The sequence below is a fragment of the Azohydromonas sediminis genome (assembly GCF_003574675.1).
Classification (GTDB): domain Bacteria; phylum Pseudomonadota; class Gammaproteobacteria; order Burkholderiales; family Burkholderiaceae_C; genus Calidifontimicrobium; species Calidifontimicrobium sediminis.
Window position 1 is genome coordinate 48,219 of record NZ_QOAZ01000013.1, and the last position, 19,174, is coordinate 67,392.

Annotated in this window: 11 protein-coding genes; 6 read left to right on the plus strand and 5 right to left on the minus strand. The window is 73.1% G+C overall.

Going from position 1 to position 19,174, the window contains the following annotated elements; translation table 11 throughout:
- Positions 1–84: 84 nt before the first annotated feature.
- Together DRV96_RS09120 and DRV96_RS09125 are read left to right on the plus strand one after the other, a co-directional pair.
- Positions 85–4,146 carry a YhdP family protein gene (locus tag DRV96_RS09120; protein ID WP_272867953.1) on the plus strand — a complete coding sequence of 1,354 codons (4,062 nt, stop codon included), beginning with the start codon at positions 85–87 and terminating at the stop codon, positions 4,144–4,146.
- On the plus strand, positions 4,143–4,994 hold the full coding sequence (locus DRV96_RS09125) for a carbon-nitrogen hydrolase family protein (protein ID WP_419187042.1): 852 nt from the start codon (positions 4,143–4,145) through the stop codon (positions 4,992–4,994). The genes DRV96_RS09120 and DRV96_RS09125 overlap by 4 nt, the downstream gene beginning before the upstream one ends.
- 8 nt (positions 4,995–5,002) lie before the next feature.
- On the opposite strand, the gene DRV96_RS09130 is transcribed toward DRV96_RS09125, so the two are convergent.
- Positions 5,003–6,886: an ATP-binding protein gene (locus DRV96_RS09130; protein ID WP_162910996.1), complete on the minus strand. Its 1,884-nt coding sequence runs from the start codon at positions 6,884–6,886 to the stop codon at positions 5,003–5,005.
- Positions 6,887–7,038: 152 nt separating this feature from the next.
- Between DRV96_RS09130 and uvrA the strand changes: the two genes are divergently transcribed.
- Positions 7,039–12,750 carry an excinuclease ABC subunit UvrA gene (gene uvrA, locus DRV96_RS09135; RefSeq protein WP_119290131.1) on the plus strand — a complete coding sequence of 1,904 codons (5,712 nt, stop codon included), beginning with the start codon at positions 7,039–7,041 and terminating at the stop codon, positions 12,748–12,750.
- Between the two features lie 16 nt (positions 12,751–12,766).
- Here the strand turns inward: uvrA and DRV96_RS09140 are convergent, their stop codons facing one another.
- Positions 12,767–13,318: a hypothetical protein gene (locus DRV96_RS09140; RefSeq protein ID WP_119290133.1), complete on the minus strand. Its 552-nt coding sequence runs from the start codon at positions 13,316–13,318 to the stop codon at positions 12,767–12,769.
- Between the two features lie 324 nt (positions 13,319–13,642).
- On the opposite strand from DRV96_RS09140, the gene DRV96_RS09145 reads away from it, so the two are divergent.
- From DRV96_RS09145 to DRV96_RS09155, 3 genes are all read left to right on the plus strand, one after another.
- Positions 13,643–14,662 (plus strand): TRAP transporter substrate-binding protein, encoded by a 1,020-nt coding sequence (locus DRV96_RS09145; RefSeq protein ID WP_119290136.1) that lies wholly within the window; start codon positions 13,643–13,645, stop codon positions 14,660–14,662.
- 78 nt (positions 14,663–14,740) lie between these two features.
- Entirely contained in the window at positions 14,741–15,226 is a 486-nt protein-coding gene (locus DRV96_RS09150) for a TRAP transporter small permease (protein WP_235823352.1), read from the plus strand.
- 28 nt (positions 15,227–15,254) lie between these two features.
- Complete coding sequence (locus DRV96_RS09155; RefSeq protein WP_119290138.1) at positions 15,255–16,547, plus strand: TRAP transporter large permease; 1,293 nt, start codon at positions 15,255–15,257, stop codon at positions 16,545–16,547.
- A 12-nt stretch (positions 16,548–16,559) separates the two neighbouring features.
- Here the strand turns inward: DRV96_RS09155 and DRV96_RS09160 are convergent, their stop codons facing one another.
- The 3 genes from DRV96_RS09160 to msrP are packed head-to-tail and all read right to left on the minus strand — an operon-like array spanning position 16,560 to position 19,170.
- Positions 16,560–17,459, minus strand: a complete 900-nt coding sequence (locus DRV96_RS09160) for an SMP-30/gluconolactonase/LRE family protein (protein ID WP_119290140.1) — start codon at positions 17,457–17,459, stop codon at positions 16,560–16,562.
- Between the two features lie 48 nt (positions 17,460–17,507).
- Positions 17,508–18,206 (minus strand): protein-methionine-sulfoxide reductase heme-binding subunit MsrQ, encoded by a 699-nt coding sequence (locus DRV96_RS09165; protein WP_119290142.1) that lies wholly within the window; start codon positions 18,204–18,206, stop codon positions 17,508–17,510.
- The gene (gene msrP / locus DRV96_RS09170; RefSeq protein WP_119290144.1) at positions 18,175–19,170 is read right to left on the minus strand and encodes a protein-methionine-sulfoxide reductase catalytic subunit MsrP; all 996 of its coding nucleotides are present in this window, start codon (positions 19,168–19,170) and stop codon (positions 18,175–18,177) included. Before msrP ends, DRV96_RS09165 begins: the two co-directional genes overlap by 32 nt.
- Positions 19,171–19,174: the final 4 nt, after the last annotated feature.

Consider the following 19,174-nt stretch of genomic DNA (forward strand, 5'->3'; position numbering starts at 1 on the left):
GCCCGCCGCCAGGCGGGCGGCGTGGCGCGCGCGCGCAAGCACGGCGCAGCGCCGAGCACAGTCTCGCGCGGCTGGCGAGTCGACATGTCGTTGCCTGCCTCCCGTCTCGATTCCGACCCCGCGCCGCCACCCTTGCGCACCTCTTGGGCACGTGTGGCCGCGCGCATCGCGTTCGGGGTCGTGTTTGGCGCGTGGAGCTTATTGCTCATCGCTTGGATCACGCTGTATTGGGGGATTTTGCCCAATGCGCGCGCGTGGCTGCCGCAGCTCGAGGTGCAGGCCAGCCGTGCGCTCGGCGCCGCCGTGCGCATCGGCGACATCCGCGTGGAGTCCGGCGCCTGGGTGCCCACCGTCGAGCTGACCGACGTCGTGCTGCTCGACCGCGACCAGCGCGAGGTGCTGCGGCTGCCGCGCGTGACGGCGGTGCCGGCGGTGCGTTCGCTGCTGGCGCTCGAGCCGCAGTTCCAGCAGCTGCTGGTCGACGGCGCGCAGCTCGAGCTGCGGCGCGACGCGCTCGGGCGCATCCGCGTTGCCGGTTTCGAGCTCGGCGCGCAGGCATCGACGCCCGTCGACAGCGCGGCGCTCGAGTGGCTGCTGCACCAGCGCGAGGTCGTCGTGCGCGCCGGACGGCTGCGCTGGGTCGACGAGCTGCGCGCAGCGCCACCGCTGGAGCTCGACGCGGTGGACGTCGTCGTGCGCAATGTGGGCCGCCGCCACGAGGCGCGCCTCGACGCGACGCCCCCGCCGGCCTGGGGCGAGCGCTTTTCGCTGCGCGCGCGGCTGGCCGCGCCGCTGCTGGGCCCCGGCGACGACTGGCGGCGCTTCGGCGGCGAGGTCTACGTCGACCTGCCGCGCATCGACGGCGCCGAACTGCGCCGCCACGTCGAGCTGCCGTTCGAGTGGAGCGAGGGGCGCGGTGCGCTGCGCGCGTGGCTGCAGCTCGAGCGCGGCCGGCTCGCCGGTGCGACGGCCGACGTCGCCCTCGAGTCGGTGTCGCTGCGGCTGGCGCCGACGCTGGCGCCGCTGCAGCTGCAGCAGGCGCGCGGGCGTCTGTCGGTGCAGCGCGACGCGCGCAGCTGGACGCTGGCCGCGCGCGACTTCGCGTTCACCGACGGCGATGGCGGCACGTGGCCGGCGGGCCAGCTGCGCGTCGTGCTGCAGCAGCGCGACGACCCGAGTGGCCCGCAGCCGGTGACGGGCGGCGAGTTCCACGCCGACCGCCTCGACCTCGCGCTGATGGCGGCCGTCGCCGAGCGGCTGCCGCTCGGGGAGGCGCTGCGCCAGCTGCTCGACGAGTTGCAGCCGCAGGGCATCGTCGAGCCGCTCGAGCTGCGCTGGGACGGCCCGCTCGATGCGCCGCACCAGTACCGCGTGAAGGCCGTCGTGCGCGACCTCGCGGTGGCGGCGCAGCCCGCGCCGGCCGCCGACGGCGCGGCGGTCGTCGGGCGTCCGGGCTGGCGCGGGGCGCGCATCGACCTCGAGGCGACCGAGCGCAGCGGTCGCGCGCAGCTGAGCGTGGCCGACGGCGCGCTCGTGTTGCCGGGCGTCTTCGAGCGTCCCGAGGTGCCGCTGGCGCGCTTCGATGCGCGGCTCGAGTGGCAGGTCCAGGCCCAGGCCGCGGGCGCGCCGCCGCGCGTCGCGCTGCAGGTGCGCGACGCGCGCTTCGCGAATGCCGACGCGCGCGGGCGCTTCGAGGCGCAGTGGCACACCGGCGACGGCGACGGTTTCGGCCGCGGCGCGCGCCTGCCCGGGCGGCTCGAGCTCAGCGGCAGCATCGACGAGGGGCGCGCGGCGGCCGTCGCGCGCTACCTGCCGCTCGGTCTGCCGGCATCGGCGCGCAGCTACGTCGAGCGCGCGATCCGCGGCGGGCGGCTGACGCAGGCGCGCTTCGAGGTGCGCGGCGACCTCTGGGACTTCCCCTATGCCGACGGCGTCGACGGCGAGTTCCGCATCGCCGGACGCGTCGAGGGGGTCGACTTCGCGTACGTGCCCGACGAGCCCGGGTGGACGTCGCCGTGGCCCGCGTTTCGCGACGTCGCCGGCGAGCTCGAGTTCCGCCGCGCGACGATGACGGTGCGCGACGCGAGCGCGCGCTTCTATGGCGTCGCGATGCGTGGCGTGCAGGCGACGATCGCCGACCTCGCGCACACGCCGGTGCTGCAGCTCGACGGCACCGCGCGCGGCCCGGCGGCCGACCTGCTGCGCTACCTGCACGCGTCGCCGGTGGGCGCCTGGCTCGGCGACGCACTGGCCGAAGCCACCATCGATGGCGTCGGCGAGTTGCAGCTGGGCCTTCGCGTGCCGCTCGACGACACCGCGCGCAGTGCGGTGCGCGGCACGCTCGCGCTGGCGGGCAACGACGTGCGGCTCGTGCCGTCGCTGCCCATGCTGGCCGCCGCGCGCGGGCGCGTCGACTTCACGCACGAGGGCTTCGCGGTGCGCGGGGCGAGCGCGCGCGTACTGGGCGGGGACGTCACGATCGACGCCGGGCTGGGCCGCGACGGCGTGCTGCGCGTGGCCGCGCGCGGCACCGCGCGCGCCGACGGGTTGCGTGCAGCGACCGAGATCCCGGCGCTGGCGCGCGTGGCGGCATGGCTCGACGGCGAGGCGCCCTACCGGCTGCAGATCGAGTCGCGCGCCGGACAGGCGCCGGCGATCGAGGTCACGAGCGACCTCGTCGGCCTGGCCGTGCGGCTGCCCGCACCGCTGGGCAAGGCCGCCAACGAGGCCTTGCCGCTGCGCTACGCGACGTCGCCGCTGGCGCGCGCGGCGTCCGGGCGTGACGTCGACGAGCTGACGCTGACGCTCGGTGAGCGCGTGCAGGCGCGCTTCGAACGCGAGGGCGACGGCGCGCAGCGGCGCGTGCGGCGCGGCGGCATCGGCGTCAACGAGCCGGCGCCGTGGCCGGCCGAGGGCGTCGCCGCGGTGGCGACGCTGCGCGAACTCGACACGGCCGCGTGGCAGGGTGTGCTCGACCGCGCGGGCGGCGGCGACGCGGCGGGGGTGGCGATGGCCGGCGGCTACGCGCCGACGCAGGTCGGCCTGCGCATCGACCGCCTGCGCGCCGAGGGGCGTGAGTTGACTGGGGTCGTCGCCGGCGCGTCGCTGGCGTCCGGCGGCCTGTGGCGCATCACGGCCGCGGCCGACCGGCTGGCCGGCTACGCCGAGTGGCGCGCGAGCACGCCGTCGGCGCCGGGCGGCCTGCGCGCGCGGCTGACGCACCTGGAGGTGCCAGCCACGGATGCGGCCCACGACGAGTCGCTGCTCAACCGCGCGCCGCGGCGCGTGCCGTCGCTCGACGTCGTCGTCGAGCGCTTCGTGCTCGACGGCAAGGCCCTCGGCCGTCTCGAGGTCGACGCGACCAACGTGCCGCTTGCCGACGGCAGCGGCGCGCACGAGTGGCGGCTCGGCAGGTTGCGGCTGTCCAACGACGCCGCGGTCCTGACGGCCACCGGCCGCTGGCGCCCTGCGGCCGGGCGCGACCCCGCGCGCATGACGGCCGACTTCGGGCTCGAGCTGGCCGATGCGGGCGCACTGCTCGACCGCCTCGGCTGGCCCGGCACGCTGCGCGGCGGCAAGGGGCGGCTGACGGGAGAGGTGTCGTGGCAGGGCTCGCCGCTGGCGCTGCACACGCCGTCGCTCGACGGCCGGCTGCGGCTGGCGCTGGGCAGCGGGCGCTTCCTGAGGGCCGACCCCGGCGCGGCGCGGCTGCTGTCGGTGCTCAGCCTGCAGTCGCTGCCGCGGCGGCTCGCGCTCGACTTCCGCGACGTGTTCCAGGACGGCTTCGCGTTCGAGGACGCGTCGGGCGACGTGACGATCGCCGACGGCGTCGCACGCAGCAACAACCTGCGCCTGCGCGGGTTGCAGGCGGCGGTGCTGATGGAGGGGCAGGCCGACCTGTGGCAGGAGACGCAGGACCTGCGCGTGATCGTCGTGCCCGAGATCAACGCCGGCACGGCGTCGCTGGTCTACTCGATCATCAACCCCGCCGTCGGGCTCGGCAGCTTCGTCGCGCAGCTGTTCCTGCGCCAGCCGCTGATGCAGGCGAGCACGCGAGAATTCCACGTCACCGGCAGCTGGAGCGACCCGAAGGTCGAGCGCGTCGTGCGCACGGCTGACGCCGCGCCGGCCACGCCGGCGCAGTGACGCCCGCACACCCCGCGAAGGACCCGACGATGAAGATCGCCGCGCTGCAGATGGTCTCGACGCCGAGCGTCGAGCGCAACCTGGCCGCCGCCGCCGGCCTGATCGCCGACGCCGCCCGCCAGGGGGCGGTGCTCGTCGCGCTGCCCGAGTACTTCTGCCTGATGGGCGCCGAGACCGACAAGCTGGCCTTCGCCGAGCCCGACGACGGCAGCGGCCGCGGCGGCCCGATCCAAGCGTTCCTGTCGGACCAGGCGCGCGCACACCGGCTGTGGATCATCGGCGGCACGCTGCCGATCCGCGAGCCGGGCCACCAGCGCGTGCGCAACGCCTGCTGCGTCTACGCGCCCGACGGCACGCGCGCGGCGCGCTACGACAAGCTGCACCTGTTCGCGTTCGACAACGGCCGCGAGAGCTACGACGAGGCCCGCGTGCTCGAGCCGGGCGTCGAGCCGGTCACGGTCGTGGCCGCCGGGCTGCGCACCGGGCTGAGCGTGTGCTACGACCTGCGCTTTCCCGAGCTGTACCGCGCGATGACGTTCGGCGATACGACGCCGCTCGACCTCATCAGCGTGCCGGCGGCGTTCACGTGCACGACGGGGCGCGCGCACTGGGAGCTGCTGCTGCGCGCGCGCGCCGTCGAGAACCAGTGCCACGTGATCGCCGCCGCGCAGGGCGGCACGCACGAGAACGGCCGCCGCACCTGGGGCCACAGCATGATCGTCGACCCGTGGGGCGAAGTGCTCGCGGTGCGTGCCGAAGGCGAGGGCGTCGTGATCGCCGACATCGACGCCGAGCGCCAGCGGCAGGTGCGCCTGCAGCTGCCGGCGCTCGCGCACCGGCGGCTGTAGCACGTCGCTCACCAGCGCGTGGCGGGGTGCGTGCGCCGCCCGGTCCAGCGCTCGATCGTCGCCGACAGCTGGGCCGTGTTCACCGGCTTGGTCATGAAGCCGTCCATGCCGGCGGCGAAACAGCGTTCGCGGTCGGCCGCCAGCGCGTCGGCGGTCAGCGCGATGATCGGCGTGCGCGTGCCGGCGACCTGCTCGTCGGTGCGGATGCGGCGCGTGGCCTCGTAGCCGTCCATCACCGGCATGTGGCAGTCCATGAACACGAGGTCGTAGCGCTTGCGCTCGACGGCGCGCCGCGCGGCCTCGCCGTCGGTGGCGACGTCGACGTCGCAGCCGAGCTGCAGCAGCATCTGCTCGACGACCATCTGGTTGACCGGGTCGTCCTCGACCAGCAGCACGGCCGCACCGACCTCGTCGCTGCACGCTGGCTCGAGCGCCGGTGGTGGCGCCGGTGCGGCTGTGGCGGGCAGCGGCAGGTCGACCCAGAAGTGCGATCCGACGCCGGGGCGGCTGTGCACGCGCACCTGACCGTGCATCGCTTCGGCCAGCTGCTTGACGATCGCGAGCCCGAGACCGCTGCCCCCATGGCGGCGCGTGCTCGAAGCGTCGAGCTGCGAGAACGGGACGAACAGGTCGCCGAGGCGTTCGGGCGCGATGCCGATGCCGCTGTCGTGCACCGAGAAGCGCAGCGACGACGTGCCGCCGGAGGCGTCGGGCACCGGCGAGACGGCGAGCCGCACGTGGCCGCGTTCGGTGAACTTGACCGCGTTGTGCAGCAGGTTCAGCAGCAGCTGCCGCAGCCGCCGCGGTTCGGCCTGCACGCGCGCGGGCACCTGCGGCGCGACGTCGACGTCCAGCGTGATCGGCTTGTCGCGCGCCGCGACGCTGGCGAGGTCGACCGCCTCGGCGACGAGGGCGCGCAGGTCCACCGGTTCGGGGACGAGCGTCGGGCGGCCGGCTTCGAGCTGCGACAGGTCGAGCACGTCGTCGATCAGCGCGAGCAGTGCCGTCGCCGAGTGGTGCACGGTGCGCACGTAGCGCTGCTGGGTCGCCGTCAGCGGCGTGGCGGCGAGCAGTTCCGTTGCGCCGAGGATGCCGTTCATCGGCGTGCGGATCTCGTGGCTGGTGACGGCGAGGAACTGCGACTTCGCAAGGCTGGCCTGCTCGGCCTGCTCGCGGGCGCGCTGCAGCTCGTCGGCCTGCGCCTGCAGGTCGCGCGTCTTCTGCTCGAGGCGCTCGACGAGGGCGCGCGCCGCGTGCACGGCCTGGCGCGAGCGGCGGCGCAGGCGCTCGGTGACGAGGCCGGTCAGCGCGAGGTAGCCGCCCAGCAGATACATCCCGGTCGCGATGCCGAGCCGCTCGCCCCACAGCGCGCGCGCCGGATCGCGCCACGCGATCACCACGGCATAGGCGAGGTAGGCGGCCACGACGGCGTGCGCGAAGTACAGCGCACGCCGGAAGCCGAATCCGACCTGGTCGGCGACGCGCACGAGCAGGAAGTAGGCGAAGAACAGGTTCGCCTGCTCGAGGTGCTGCAGGTTCACCAGCCACATCGCGATGTCGAGGTGGAACAGCACGAGGCCGAGGTCGATGCGGCCGGTGCGCCCGTGGCCGAGGCGCAGCGCGAGCCAGGCGCCGGCGGCGCAGGCGAGGTTGGCGACGATCAGCGTCCACAGCGCGGGCGAGGTCAGCCGTGCGCCGTCGCGCCAGGCCTGCACCAGCAGCAGCGCGCACAGCACGACGTAGCCGGCCGCGCGCAGCGCGGGCACCTGGACGGTGTACAGGCGGCGCTCGTTGGCCGCCTTGCGGCGGGCCCGTTCGGCCTCGTCGAGCGTGAAGCCGGCGTCGTCGCTGTCGGGGTCCGGCAGGGCCGGTGCTGCATCCCGCGTCGCCATGCCGGCCATGATGGGCCGCGCCGGCCGCGCGGCGCCATGCCCCTTCGGAGGGGGCGGCGGCAGGCGCGCGACGGCAGCCGGCGGGCGCCACCGGGGCCGCGGCAGCGCTGCTACGATGGCCGGTTCCGAGTCGTACGCAGCCCTTCCGAGCGATGTCCACGCCCGTCGGTCCCGAGACGCCTGCCCTCGACCCCGGCGTGCCGCCGGCCGACCGGGGCCTGATCCGCATCCGCGGCGCGCGCCAGCACAACCTGAAGCACCTCGACCTCGACATCCGCACCGGCGAGATGACGGTCGTCACGGGCCCCAGCGGCTCGGGCAAGTCGAGCCTCGTGTTCGACACACTGTACGCCGAAGGTCAGCGCCGTTACGTCGAGACGTTCAGCGCCTACGCGCGCCAGTTCCTCGACCGCATGGACCGCCCGGCGGTCGACCGCGTCGACGGCGTGCCGCCGGCGATCGCGATCGACCAGACCAACCCGGTGCGCACGAGCCGCAGCACGGTCGGCACGATGACCGAGCTGAACGACCACCTGAAGCTGTTGTTCGCGCGCGCCGGCCAGCTGTTCGACCGCGTCACGGCGCGGCCGGTGCGCCACGACACGCCGGCGACGATCCAGGCCGACCTGCGCGCGCGCGCCGCCGCGGCCGGCGACCCGCGACTGACGGTGACGTTCCCGGTCGAGCTGCCGGCGAACACGACGGCCGCCGAGGTCGAGCAGTGGCTCGCGGCGAGCGGCTTCGCGCGCGTGCATGGCGAGCGGCAGGTCGGCGACAAGAAGGTGCTCGACGTGGTGGCCGACCGCTTCCGCGCATCGGGCGCCGAGGACGTGCGGATCAACGAAGCGATCGAAACGGCGCTCAAGCGCGGCGGCGGCCGTGTCGACGTGCAGGTGCAGCGCGACGACGGCACGACCGACGTCTGGCGCTGGTCGACCGGGCTGCACTGCCCCGAGTCCGACATCCGCTACGCCGACCCGCAGCCGAGCCTGTTCAGCTTCAACTCGGCGTACGGCGCGTGCGAGACCTGCCGCGGCTTCGGGCGCGTGATCGGCGTCGACCTCGGCCTCGTGATCCCCGACGGCCGCAAGACGCTGCGCAACGGTGCGATGAAGCCATTCCAGACCCCCGCATGGGCCGAGGTGCAGGACGACCTGCTGCGCTACGCCGGCGAGGCCGGCATCCCGCGCGACACGGCGTGGAACCAGCTGACGCCGGCGCAGCGCGACTGGGTGATCCACGGCTCGCCGCACTGGAAGGGCGACTGGAACAGGCAGTGGTACGGCGTGCTGCGCTTCTTCGACTACCTCGAGAGCAAGGCGTACAAGATGCACATCCGCGTGCTCTTGTCGAAGTACCGCAGCTACACGCCGTGCACCGCGTGCGGTGGCGCGCGGCTCAAGCGCGAGGCGCTGCTGTGGCGCATCGGCTCGAAGGCCGACGCCGACGCGGTGCTCGAGCCCGCGCGCCGCTTCATGCCCGTCGGCGTCGAGTGGACGCGCGCGCAGCTCGAGGCGCTGCCGGGCCTCGCGCTGCACGACCTGATGCTGCTGCCGATCGAGCGCGTCAAGCGCTTCTTCGACGGCCTCGCGCTCGCCGACGCCGTGCTCGACGAGGCGCTGAAGCTCCTGCTGGGCGAGATCCGCACGCGGCTGAAGTACCTCGTCGACGTCGGCCTCGGGTATCTCACGCTCGACCGCCAGAGCCGCACGCTCTCGGGCGGCGAGGTCCAGCGCATCAACCTGACGACGGCGCTCGGCACCTCGCTCGTCAACACGATGTTCGTGCTCGACGAGCCGTCGATCGGCCTGCACCCGCGCGACATGAACCGCATCGTGCAGGCGATGCACCGGCTGCGCGACGCCGGCAACACGCTCGTCGTCGTCGAGCACGACCCGGCGGTGATGCTCGCCGCCGACCGCCTGATCGACATGGGCCCCGGCCCCGGCGAGCGCGGCGGCCAGATCGTGTTCGACGGCACGCCCGACGAGGCGCGGCACGCGAACACGCTGACCGGCGCCTACCTCGGCGGGCGCAAGCAGGTCGGCCTCGGGTTCCGGCGGCTGGTCGACGACGCGACGCCGAAGCTGATCGTCGAGGGCGCGCGCGAGCACAACCTGAAGAACGTCACGGTCGCGTTCCCGCTGCAGCGCCTCGTCGCCGTCACCGGCGTCTCGGGTTCGGGCAAGAGCACGCTGGTGCAGGACGTGCTGTACCCCGCGCTCGCGCGGCACTTCGGCCACGCGACCGAAGCGCCCGGCGCGCACGAGCGGCTGCTCGGCGCCGACTGGCTCGCCGATGCCGTGTTCGTCGACCAGAGCCCGATCGGCAAGACGGCGCGCAGCAACCCGGCGAGCTACGTCGGCGCGTTCGACGCGATCCGCCAGCTCTTCGCCGATGCGCCGCTCGCGCGCGAGCGCGGCTACGGCGCCGGCATGTTCAGCTTCAACGCCGGCGACGGCCGCTGCCCGACCTGCGGCGGCTCGGGCTTCGAGCACGTCGAGATGCAGTTCCTGTCCGACGTCTACCTGCGCTGCCCCGACTGCGACGGCAAGCGCTTCCGCGCCGAGATCCTCGAGGTCAAGCTCGTGCGCGGGCCGCTGCAGCTGTCGGTGGCCGACGTGCTCGAACTCACGGTCGCCGAGGCGGCGCACTGGTTCCAGGCCGACCGCGACGTCGTCGCGCGGCTGCAGCCGCTGGTCGACGTCGGCCTCGACTACGTGCGCCTCGGCCAGCCGGTGCCGACGCTGTCGGGCGGCGAGGCGCAGCGGCTCAAGCTCGCCGGCTTCCTCGCCGAGGCGGCGGCACGGCCGGCGAGCCAGCCGGTGGCGAAGAAGGGCACGCTCTTCCTGTTCGACGAGCCGACGACCGGCCTGCACTTCGACGACATCGCCAAGCTGATGCGCGCGCTGCGCAAGCTGCTCGACGCCGGCCACTCGCTGCTCGTGATCGAGCACAACCTCGACGTGATCCGCGCCGCCGACTGGATCGTCGACCTCGGCCCCGAGGGTGGCGACGGCGGCGGCGAGGTCGTCGCCACCGGCACGCCGGACGACGTCAAGGCGCACCCGACGTCGCACACGGGTGCCGCGCTGCGCGAGTACGAGCACGCGCTCGGCGCAGGCGGCCACCGCGTCGAGGAAGGCCGCGCGCTGCAGGCGATCGTCAAGGCGCGGCGCGACGCCGCGCGCGCCGAGGCCGCAAACGGTGCCGAAGAGGCGATCCGCATCGTCAACGCGCGCGAGCACAACCTGAAGGGCCTCTCGGTCGACATCCCGCGCGGCAAGTTCAACGTCGTCACTGGTGTGTCGGGCTCGGGCAAGAGCACGCTCGCGTTCGACATCCTGTTCAACGAAGGGCAGCGGCGCTACCTCGAGTCGCTCAACGCCTACGCGCGCAGCATCGTGCAGCCGGCAGGCCGGCCCGAGGTCGACGCCGTCTACGGCATCCCGCCGACGGTGGCGATCGAGCAGCGCCTCTCGCGCGGCGGGCGCAAGAGCACGGTCGCCACCACCACCGAGGTCTGGCACTTCCTGCGCCTGCTGTGGGTCAAGCTCGGGCTGCAGCACTGCGTGCACGACGGCGCCGAGGTGCGCCCGCAGAGCGTCGAGAGCATCGCGGCGCAGTTGCTGTCGCAGCACCGCGGCGAGCACGTCGGCCTGCTCGCGCCGCTCGTCGTCAACCGCAAGGGCGTCTACACCGACCTCGCGAAGTGGGCCAAGGCGCGCGGCCACACGCATCTTAGGGTCGACGGCGAGTTCCTGAAGGTCGACCCCTGGCCGCGCATCGACCGATTCAAGGAGCACACGATCGAGCTGCCGGTGGCGGACTTCGTCGTCGATCCGGCGCGCGAGGCCGAGCTGCGCGACGCGCTGGCGAAGACGCTCGACCTCGGCCGCGGCGTGCTGCACCTGCTGCACCCGCTCGATGGCCTCGCGGCGGCACTCGAGGACGGCCAGTCGACCGCCGGCATCGGCGCGCTGAAGGTGTTCTCGACCAAGCGCGCATGCCCGGTGTGCGGAACCAGCTACCCCGAGCCCGACCCGCGCCTGTTCAGCTACAACAGCAAGCACGGCTGGTGCACGAGCTGCGTCGGCACCGGCCTGGCGCTGACGCGCGAGCAGCGCCGCGCGTTCGACGACTCGGTGCGCGCCGACGACGACAAGGGCCGCGAGCAGGCCTTCCCGAGCGACGAACCCGACGTCGAGGGCGTCGCCGACACACCGTGCCCCGACTGCGGCGGCACGCGACTGAACCCGACGGCGCGCGCGGTGACGTTCGACGGCCGCACGATCAGCGAAGTCGCGGCGTGGTCGGTGACCGACGCGCGGCGCTGGGTCGACGGCCTCGCGCTTGCCGGCCGCGACGCGCAGATCGCGCGCGACGTCGTCGCCGAGATCGCGAGCCGCCTGCGCTTCCTCGAGGACGTCGGCCTCGGGTATCTCACGCTCGACCGCGCGGCGCCGACGCTGTCGGGCGGCGAGGCGCAGCGCATTCGCCTCGCGGCACAGCTCGGCAGCCACCTGCAGGGCGTGTGCTACGTGCTCGACGAGCCGACGATCGGGCTGCACCCGCGCGACAACGGCATCCTGCTCGACGCGCTGCAGCGCCTCGGCGCGATGGGCAACACGCTCGTCGTCGTCGAGCACGACGAGGACACGATCCGCCGTGCCGAGCACCTGATCGACATCGGTCCCGGCGCCGGCAAGCGCGGCGGGCGCGTCGTCGCGCAGGGCAGCGCGGCCGACCTGCAGCGCGCGTCCGACTCGGTCACCGGCCGCTTCCTCGCGGCGCCGCTGCGCCACCCGCTGCAGCCGCGCCGGCCGGTGGGCGACGACACGCCGCGTCTCGTCGTGCGCGGCGCCGCGAAGCACAACCTGCAGCGGCTCGACGTCGGCGTGCCGCTGCAGCGGCTGGTCGCCGTCACCGGCGTCAGCGGCTCGGGCAAGAGCACGCTCGCGCGCGACGTGCTGCTGGCCAACCTGCAGTTCCGCAACCACCGTGGCGGCAAACCGGCGTGGTCGGGGTGCGAGCGCATCGACGGGTACGACGCGATCGACCGCGTGCTCGAGGTCGACCAGACGCCGATCGGCAAGACGCCGCGCTCGTGCCCGGCGACCTACATCGGCTTCTGGGACGCGATCCGCAAGCTGTTCGCCGAGACGCTCGAGGCGAAGGCGCGCGGCTACGGCCCCGGGCGCTTCAGCTTCAACACCGGCGAAGGCCGCTGCCATGCCTGCGAAGGGCAGGGCGTGCGCACGATCGCGATGAGCTTCCTGCCCGACGTCAAGGTGCCGTGCGAGGTCTGCCACGGACAGCGCTTCAACGCCGAGACGCTCGCGGTGGGCTGGCGCGGGCGCAGCATCGGCGAGGTGCTGCAGATGGAAGTCGACGAGGCGGTCGGGTTCTTCGCGTCGATGCCGGCGATCGCGTACCCGCTGCGGCTGCTGCACGACGTCGGCCTCGGGTACCTGACGCTCGGCCAGCCGAGCCCGACGCTGTCGGGCGGCGAGGCGCAGCGCATCAAGCTCGTGACCGAACTGAGCAAGGTGCGCGACGACGTGACCCGGCGCGGACAGAAACCGCCTCACACGCTGTACGTGCTCGACGAACCGACGGTCGGCCTGCACATGGCCGACGTCGAGCGGCTGATCCGCGTGCTGCACCGGCTCGTCGACGGCGGCCACAGCGTCGTCGTGATCGAACACGACCTCGACGTGATCGCCGAGGCCGACTGGGTGATCGACCTCGGGCCCGAAGGCGGCGCCGGCGGCGGGCGCGTCGCGGCGGCCGGAACGCCCGAGCAGGTCGTCGCGGCCGGCACGCACACCGGGCGCGCGCTCGCGCCGGTGCTCGCGCGCTGAGCGCGAGCCGCGACGGCTACATCGTCGTCGACGGGGCGGCCGCGCGCGGCTCGGGCAGCGACGTCATCTGGCTGCGCGCGATCAGGTCGATCGCGCGGCACTGCAGCGCGACGGCGTCGTCGTGGTCGCCGCAGCGGTCGAGCACGTCGCTCACGCGCAGCAGCACGGTGACCTCCCACGCCGGGTCGGCGCACTGGCGTGCGAGCGTGGCGGCCTCGAAGCCGTGGTCGCGCGCGCGGTCGCGCGCCGCGCGCGCCTCGGCGCGGTCCAGCGCCGGGTCCGTCGCCTGTTCGACCGCGAGCTCGGACAGGTCGCACAGCAGGTCGACGCTGGCGTCGACGCCGCCGAGCGTGCGCGCCCAGCGCAGCGCCTGCTGCAGGTAGCGTTCGGCGGCCGCGCCTTCGGCCAGCGCCCGGTAGCCGTGCCCGACCTGCGTCAGCGCACGCACCATGTCGACTGGGCGCTGGCGCGCCTCGGCCGCGTCGAGTGCGCGGATCGCGGCGTCGAGTGCAGCGTGCGCAGGAGCACGGCCCTCGGGGCGGGTCGGGGTCGGCGGCAAACCGGTCATGCGGTCACTCCGGGAAGGTTCGGCAGGGCGGACGCGGTGCGTCGACGAGCACGAGGCATGCTAGGCGCCGCCAGCGGCGTTGTCTTCCCGCGACCACGGGGGCGCCGCCGCCGCGCGCCGCGGCGATGCCAGGCGCGCCGCATCGTCGTGCATTCGGTCACGGCCGGTGCACCGCTGCCGGGCCGGCGCGCACCGGCGCGGCGCAGCGGGCAATGACGCGGCGCATCAAGGAAAACCACAGGCCGGAGTCGGCCGACGCGACCGGACAATCCCGGCCACCGTTCGGTTCCGATCCCCCTGTACCGCGAGATTCAGGAGACTGCCATGCCTCTGTCGCACGCCCTTCGCTCGCTGGCCCTGGCCGGCCTCGTCGCTGTCGCCGGTCAGGCGTCGGCGCAAGTCACGCTGACGATGTCGTCGTGGGTGCCGCCGACGCACACGCTGACCGAGACGCAGAAGGCGTGGTGCGAGATGCTGGCGCAGAAGGCCGCCGGCAAGGTGCGCTGCAACCAGCTGCCGCGCGCCGTCGTCGCGGCACCGGGCACGTTCGACGCCGTGCGCAACGGCCTCGTCGACCTGTCGTTCACGGTCCACGGCTACACGCCGGGGCGTTTCGTCACGACGCAGCTGGCCGAGTTCCCCTTCCTCGGCGACTCGGCCGAGGCCAACTCGGTCGCGTTCCAGCGCATCTACCAGAAGACGCCGGCGATGCAGGAAGAGCACAAGGGCGTCAAGGTGATCGCCGTGTTCACGCACGGGCCGGGCATCGTGTTCAACACCAAGCGGCCGATCACCAAAGTCGAGGACCTGTCGGGCCTGAAGTTCCGCGTCGGCGGCGGCATGGTCAACGAGATCAGCAAGGCGCTGGGCATGAACGTGACGCTCAAGCCCGCGCCCGAGAGCTACGAACTGCTGTCGACCGGCGTGATGGACGGCACGCTGTTCCCAGCCGAGTCGATCGAGGGCTTCAAGCTCGACAAGGTCGTCAAGTACGCGACGCGCTTCCCGGGCGGGCTGTACAACACCAGCTTCGTGTTCATGATGAACGAGAACACGTACAACAACCTGCCGGCCGACGTGAAGAAGATCGTCGACGAGATGTCGGGCGAGTTCGCCGCGCGCATGATCGGCCGCGGCTGGGACAAGGTCGACACGCGCGGCATGGCGTTCATGCAGGCCGCGGGCGTGCAGTTCACGATGGCCGACGCCGCGTTCGTCAACGCCGTCAAGCAGCGCACCGCCGGTCTCGAGGACGCGTGGGCCAAGGCTGCCGAAGCCAAGGGCATGAAGGACCCGAAGAAGGCGCTGGCCGACTTCCGCGCCGAAATCAAGAAGCTGCAGTGAGCGATACTGCCGGGTGCCGACCCGGCACCGCCTGATGCGAGCCGGCCCGCGGGCCGGCTCTTCGTTGCTGCCCCTTCCGTGAGACCGCTGCTCCACACCCTGTGCGGCCTGCTGGCTGCCGTCGCGCTGTTCGCGATCATGGTGCTGACGTTCGCCGACGTCGGCGGGCGCAAGTTCCTGAGCACCTCGCTGCCGGGCGCGCTCGAGCTCACCGAGATCCTGATGGTGCTGGTGATCTTTGCCGGGCTGCCGCTGGTGTCGCTGCGCGGCGAGCACGTCACGTTCGACTCGCTCGACCCGTGGCTGCCGCCGGCCGTGCGGCGCGTGCAGCAGGCCGTCGTCGATCTGCTGTGCGCGGCGATGCTCGCGTTCATCGCGTGGCTGATGTGGAACAAGGCCGGCCAGCTCGCCGAATACGGCGACGTGACCGCGCGGCTGAAGATCCCGCTTGCGCCGTTCGTCTACGCGATGAGCGTGCTGTGCGCGGTGACGGCCTTCGTGCACCTGATGCTGCTGGCCAAACCGGTCGCACACCACCACGCCGGCGTCGACGATACGGCGTGACGCGACACCGCCTTCAATCCACCGCACCATGACGGAAGCGCTGATCGGATTCGCCGCCGTGTTCGTGCTCGCGCTGCTGCGCGTGCCGCTGGCGTTCGCGATGGGGCTCGTCGGCGTCGTCGGGCTCGCGCTGGTGCGCAGCTGGCCGGCGTCGCTGTCGAGCACCGCACTGGTGGTCTACGAGTCCGGGTTCGCGTACATCCTCAGCGTGATCCCGCTGTTCATCCTGATGGGCAACTTCGTCGCGCGCGCCGGGCTCGCGCACGAGCTGTACCGCGCCGCCTATTCGTTCATCGGTCACTTCCGTGGCGGACTCGCGCATGCCACCGTGATCTCGTGCGCCGGGTTCGGCGCGATCTGCGGCTCGTCGATCGCCACCGCCGCGACGATGAGCCGCGTCGCGTACCCGTCGATGAAGAAGCTCGGCTACGCCGACTACCTCAGCGCCGGCGTGATCGCCGCCGGCGGGACGCTGGGGATCATGATTCCGCCGTCGACGATCCTCGTGATCTACGGCATCGTCACCGAGACCAACATCGGCAAGCTGTTCGCCGCCGGCGTGATCCCCGGCCTGCTGTGCGCGGCGCTGATGATGGTGGCGATCATGGTCATCGTCTGGCGCGACCCCGCCGCCGGCCCGGCCGGCGAGCGCGCGAGCTGGCGCGAGCGCCTGCGTGCCGTCAAGGGCGTGTGGGGTGTCGCGCTGCTCGTCGTGATCGTGCTCGGCGGCATCTACGGCGGCGTGTTCACCGCCACCGAGGGCGCGGGCATCGGCGCCTTCGGCGCCTTCGTGTTCGCGTGGCTGCGGCGCACGCTGACGTGGCGCGTGCTGTTCGAGGTGCTCGTCGACAGCGCGCGCACGACGGCGATGCTGTTCACGATCCTGATCGCGGCGACGATGTTCGCGAACTTCATCAACATGACGTCGATGCCGTACGACCTGAAGGAGTGGATCCTTCACCTCGGGCTGCCGCCGCTGGCGATCGTCGGCGCGATGATGGTGATCTACATCCTGCTCGGCATGATCATGGAAGAACTCGCCATGGTGCTGCTGACGCTGCCGGTGTTCTTCCCGATCGTCGTCGGCCTCGGCTTCGACCCGGTGTGGTTCGGCGTGCTGATCGTGCTCGTCGTGCAGATCGGCCTGATCAGCCCGCCGGTCGGGCTGAACCTGTTCGTGCTGAACTCGCTGCTGCGCGACGTGCCGCTGACGCAGATCTACCGCGGCGTGTGGATGTTCGTCGCCGCGCTGATCGTCGCGCTGTTCCTGGTCCTCGAGTTCGCGCCGATCGCGCTCTGGCTGCCCGGGTTCATGCGCTGAGTGCGGCGGCATTCAGGGCCAGCCGGCGTGCGGCACGTCGACGCGCACGCTCCACAGCTGCGCCTCGCGCGCCGCGCTGCGCGCGTGCTCGTCGAAGTCGGGTGCGACGCACAGGAACAGCGTGCGGCCGTCGTCGCCGCCGAGCGCGCAGGCGAACACGCCGAGCGGCGCCGTCGACAGCGTCTGCACGATCTCGCCACCCTCGCGCACGCGCACGACGCGCTGGCCGATCGCGTCGGCGATCCATAGGCAGCCCTCGGCGTCGAGCGTGCAGCCGTCGGGCGCGATCGCCAGCTGGCCGAGCACGCCCATGAAGTCGGTCGCGGTGGGCAGCGGCGCGAACGTCGCCCAGTCGCGGCGCGGGCCGAGGCTGCCGTCGGGCGCGATGTCGAACGCCGAGACGCGGTTGCCGAAGCTCTCGCCGACGAGCAGCGTGCGCCCGTCGGGCGTGATCGCCGAGCCGTTCGGGAAGCACAGGTCTTCGGCAGCGGCGTGCACGCGGCCGTCGGGGTCGACGCGCGCGAGCGTCGCGCGCTGCGGCGGCGCGCCGCCCATCAGGTCGAAGCCGAAGTTGCCGACCCATGCGCGGCCCTGCGCGTCGACGACCATGTCGTTGCAGTGGCCGCCGGCGATGCCCGCGAGGTCGGCGTGCAACACCAGCGTGCCGTCGGGCTCGCGCCGCAGCAGCCTGCGGTCGCGCATCGAGACGACGAGCAGCCGCCCGTCGGGCAGCCAGCCGAGCCCCGACGGCTGCTGCGGCACCTCGGCGACGGTCTCGACGCGGCCGGCGAGGTCGACCGTCACGACGCGGTGGGTGTAGAAGTCCGACAGCCACAGCCGCCCGTCGTGCCAGCGCGGCGCTTCGAGGAACGAGAAGCCGCTCGCGAGCGGCGTGAAGGCGGGGGCGGTCATCGGCAGCCTCCGGGGTCTGGAGCGCCGACCGTAGCGCCGACGGGGACGTCAGCGCACCGGGACAAACCCCGCCGCACCGCGCCGCCGCGCCCGCGCGACGAGCGCGCGCACCAGCCGCCAGCCGAGCAGCACGGCGACGATCGCGGCGTAGACGCCGACCTCGGCAAAGTCGTTCTTGCCGGCGCGCATCCAGAAGAAGTGCAGCAGCGCGAGGGCCGCGACGGCGTAGACCGTGCGGTGCAGCGCCTGCCAGCGGCGTGCGCCGAGCGCGCGGATCGCGCGGTCGAACGAGGTCGCTGCCAGCGGCAGCATCAGCAGCAGCGCCGCGGTGCCGACGAGGATGAACGGGCGCTTGCCGATGTCGCGCACGAGGTCGGCAACGACGAGGCCCATGTCGAGCCACGCGTAGGCAAGCAGGTGCAGCAGCGCGTAGAAGAAGGCGACGAGCCCGAGCATGCGGCGCAGCCGCGCGAGCGACGGCAGCGACAGCGCCTGGCGCAGCGGCGTCACGGCGAGCGCGAGCACGAGGAAGCGCAGCGTCCAGTCGCCAGTGCCGCGGATCAGCGCCTCGGCCGGGTTGGCGCCGAGCGTGTTCGTCACGGCGCCGTGCAGCAGCAGCGCGAACGGCACGAGCGCGGCGGCGAGCAGCGCGGGCTTGACCGCGGCGTGGCGCAGCGCGGCGTCGACGCGCGCTGCGGCCGTGGGCCGGCCGCGTTCAGAAGAATTTGCGCAGGTCCATGCCGGCATAGAGCTGCCCGACCTGGGCCTCGTAGCCGTTGAACATCAGCGTCGGGCGCTTGCGCTGCAGCAGCCCGTCCTCGCCGATGCGCCGCTCGGTGGCCTGGCTCCAGCGCGCGTGGTCGACGCGTGGGTTGACGTTGGAATAAAAGCCGTACTCGTGCGGTGCGGCGACGACCCAGCTCGTGGCCGGCTGCTTCTCGACGAAGCGGATCTTCACCAGGCTCTTGCCGCTCTTGAAGCCGTACTTCCACGGCACGACCAGCCGCAGCGGCGCGCCGTTCTGGTTCGGCAGCACCTCGCCGTACAGGCCGAACGCGAGCAGCGTCAACGGGTGCATCGCCTCGTCGAGGCGCAGCCCCTCGACGTAAGGCCAGTCGAGCACCGACGAGCGCAGCCCGGGCATCTGCGCGCGGTCGGCGAGCGTGACGAACTCGACGTACTTCGCATTGCCGGTCGGCTCGGCGCGGCGGATCAGCTCCGACAGCGACCAGCCGACCCACGGGATCACCATCGACCAACCCTCGACGCAGCGCAGGCGGTAGACGCGCTCTTCCATCGGCGCGAGCTTCAGCAGCTCGTCGAGGTCCCAGACCTTCGGCTTGCCGACCTCGCCCTCGACGGCCACCGTCCACGGGCGCGTCTTCAGCCGGTGCGCGTGGCGCGCCGGGTCGGACTTGTCGGTGCCGAACTCGTAGAAGTTGTTGTAGGTCGTGACGTCGTCGTACGCGGTGAGCTTTTCCATCGTCACGGCACCGGCGACCTCGCTCTTCGCGCCGGGCAAGGCGGCGAGCCTGCCCGGCGGCTTCGCCATCGCGGCGCGCGCGTCGCGTGCCGCCCACAGCCCGAGCGAAGTGCCGGCTGCGGCGGTCGCCGCGGCCTGCAGCAGGCGGCGGCGCTGCTCGAACACGCGCCGCGGCGTGATCTCGGACGGTACCGGGTGGACGAAACCGCGGTCCTTCAGGGACTTCATGCGT

Coding starts and splice junctions, on each gene's coding strand:
- DRV96_RS09120 (WP_272867953.1), top strand. CDS start 85: ATGTCGTTGCCTGCCTCCCGTCTCGATTCCGACCCCGCGCCGCCACCC.
- DRV96_RS09130 (WP_162910996.1), bottom strand. CDS start 6,886: ATGGCGACGCGGGATGCAGCACCGGCCCTGCCGGACCCCGACAGCGAC.
- uvrA (WP_119290131.1), top strand. CDS start 7,039: ATGTCCACGCCCGTCGGTCCCGAGACGCCTGCCCTCGACCCCGGCGTG.
- DRV96_RS09140 (WP_119290133.1), bottom strand. CDS start 13,318: ATGACCGGTTTGCCGCCGACCCCGACCCGCCCCGAGGGCCGTGCTCCT.
- DRV96_RS09145 (WP_119290136.1), top strand. CDS start 13,643: ATGCCTCTGTCGCACGCCCTTCGCTCGCTGGCCCTGGCCGGCCTCGTC.
- DRV96_RS09155 (WP_119290138.1), top strand. CDS start 15,255: ATGACGGAAGCGCTGATCGGATTCGCCGCCGTGTTCGTGCTCGCGCTG.
- DRV96_RS09160 (WP_119290140.1), bottom strand. CDS start 17,459: ATGACCGCCCCCGCCTTCACGCCGCTCGCGAGCGGCTTCTCGTTCCTC.
- DRV96_RS09165 (WP_119290142.1), bottom strand. CDS start 18,206: ATGCCGGCATGGACCTGCGCAAATTCTTCTGAACGCGGCCGGCCCACG.
- msrP (WP_119290144.1), bottom strand. CDS start 19,170: ATGAAGTCCCTGAAGGACCGCGGTTTCGTCCACCCGGTACCGTCCGAG.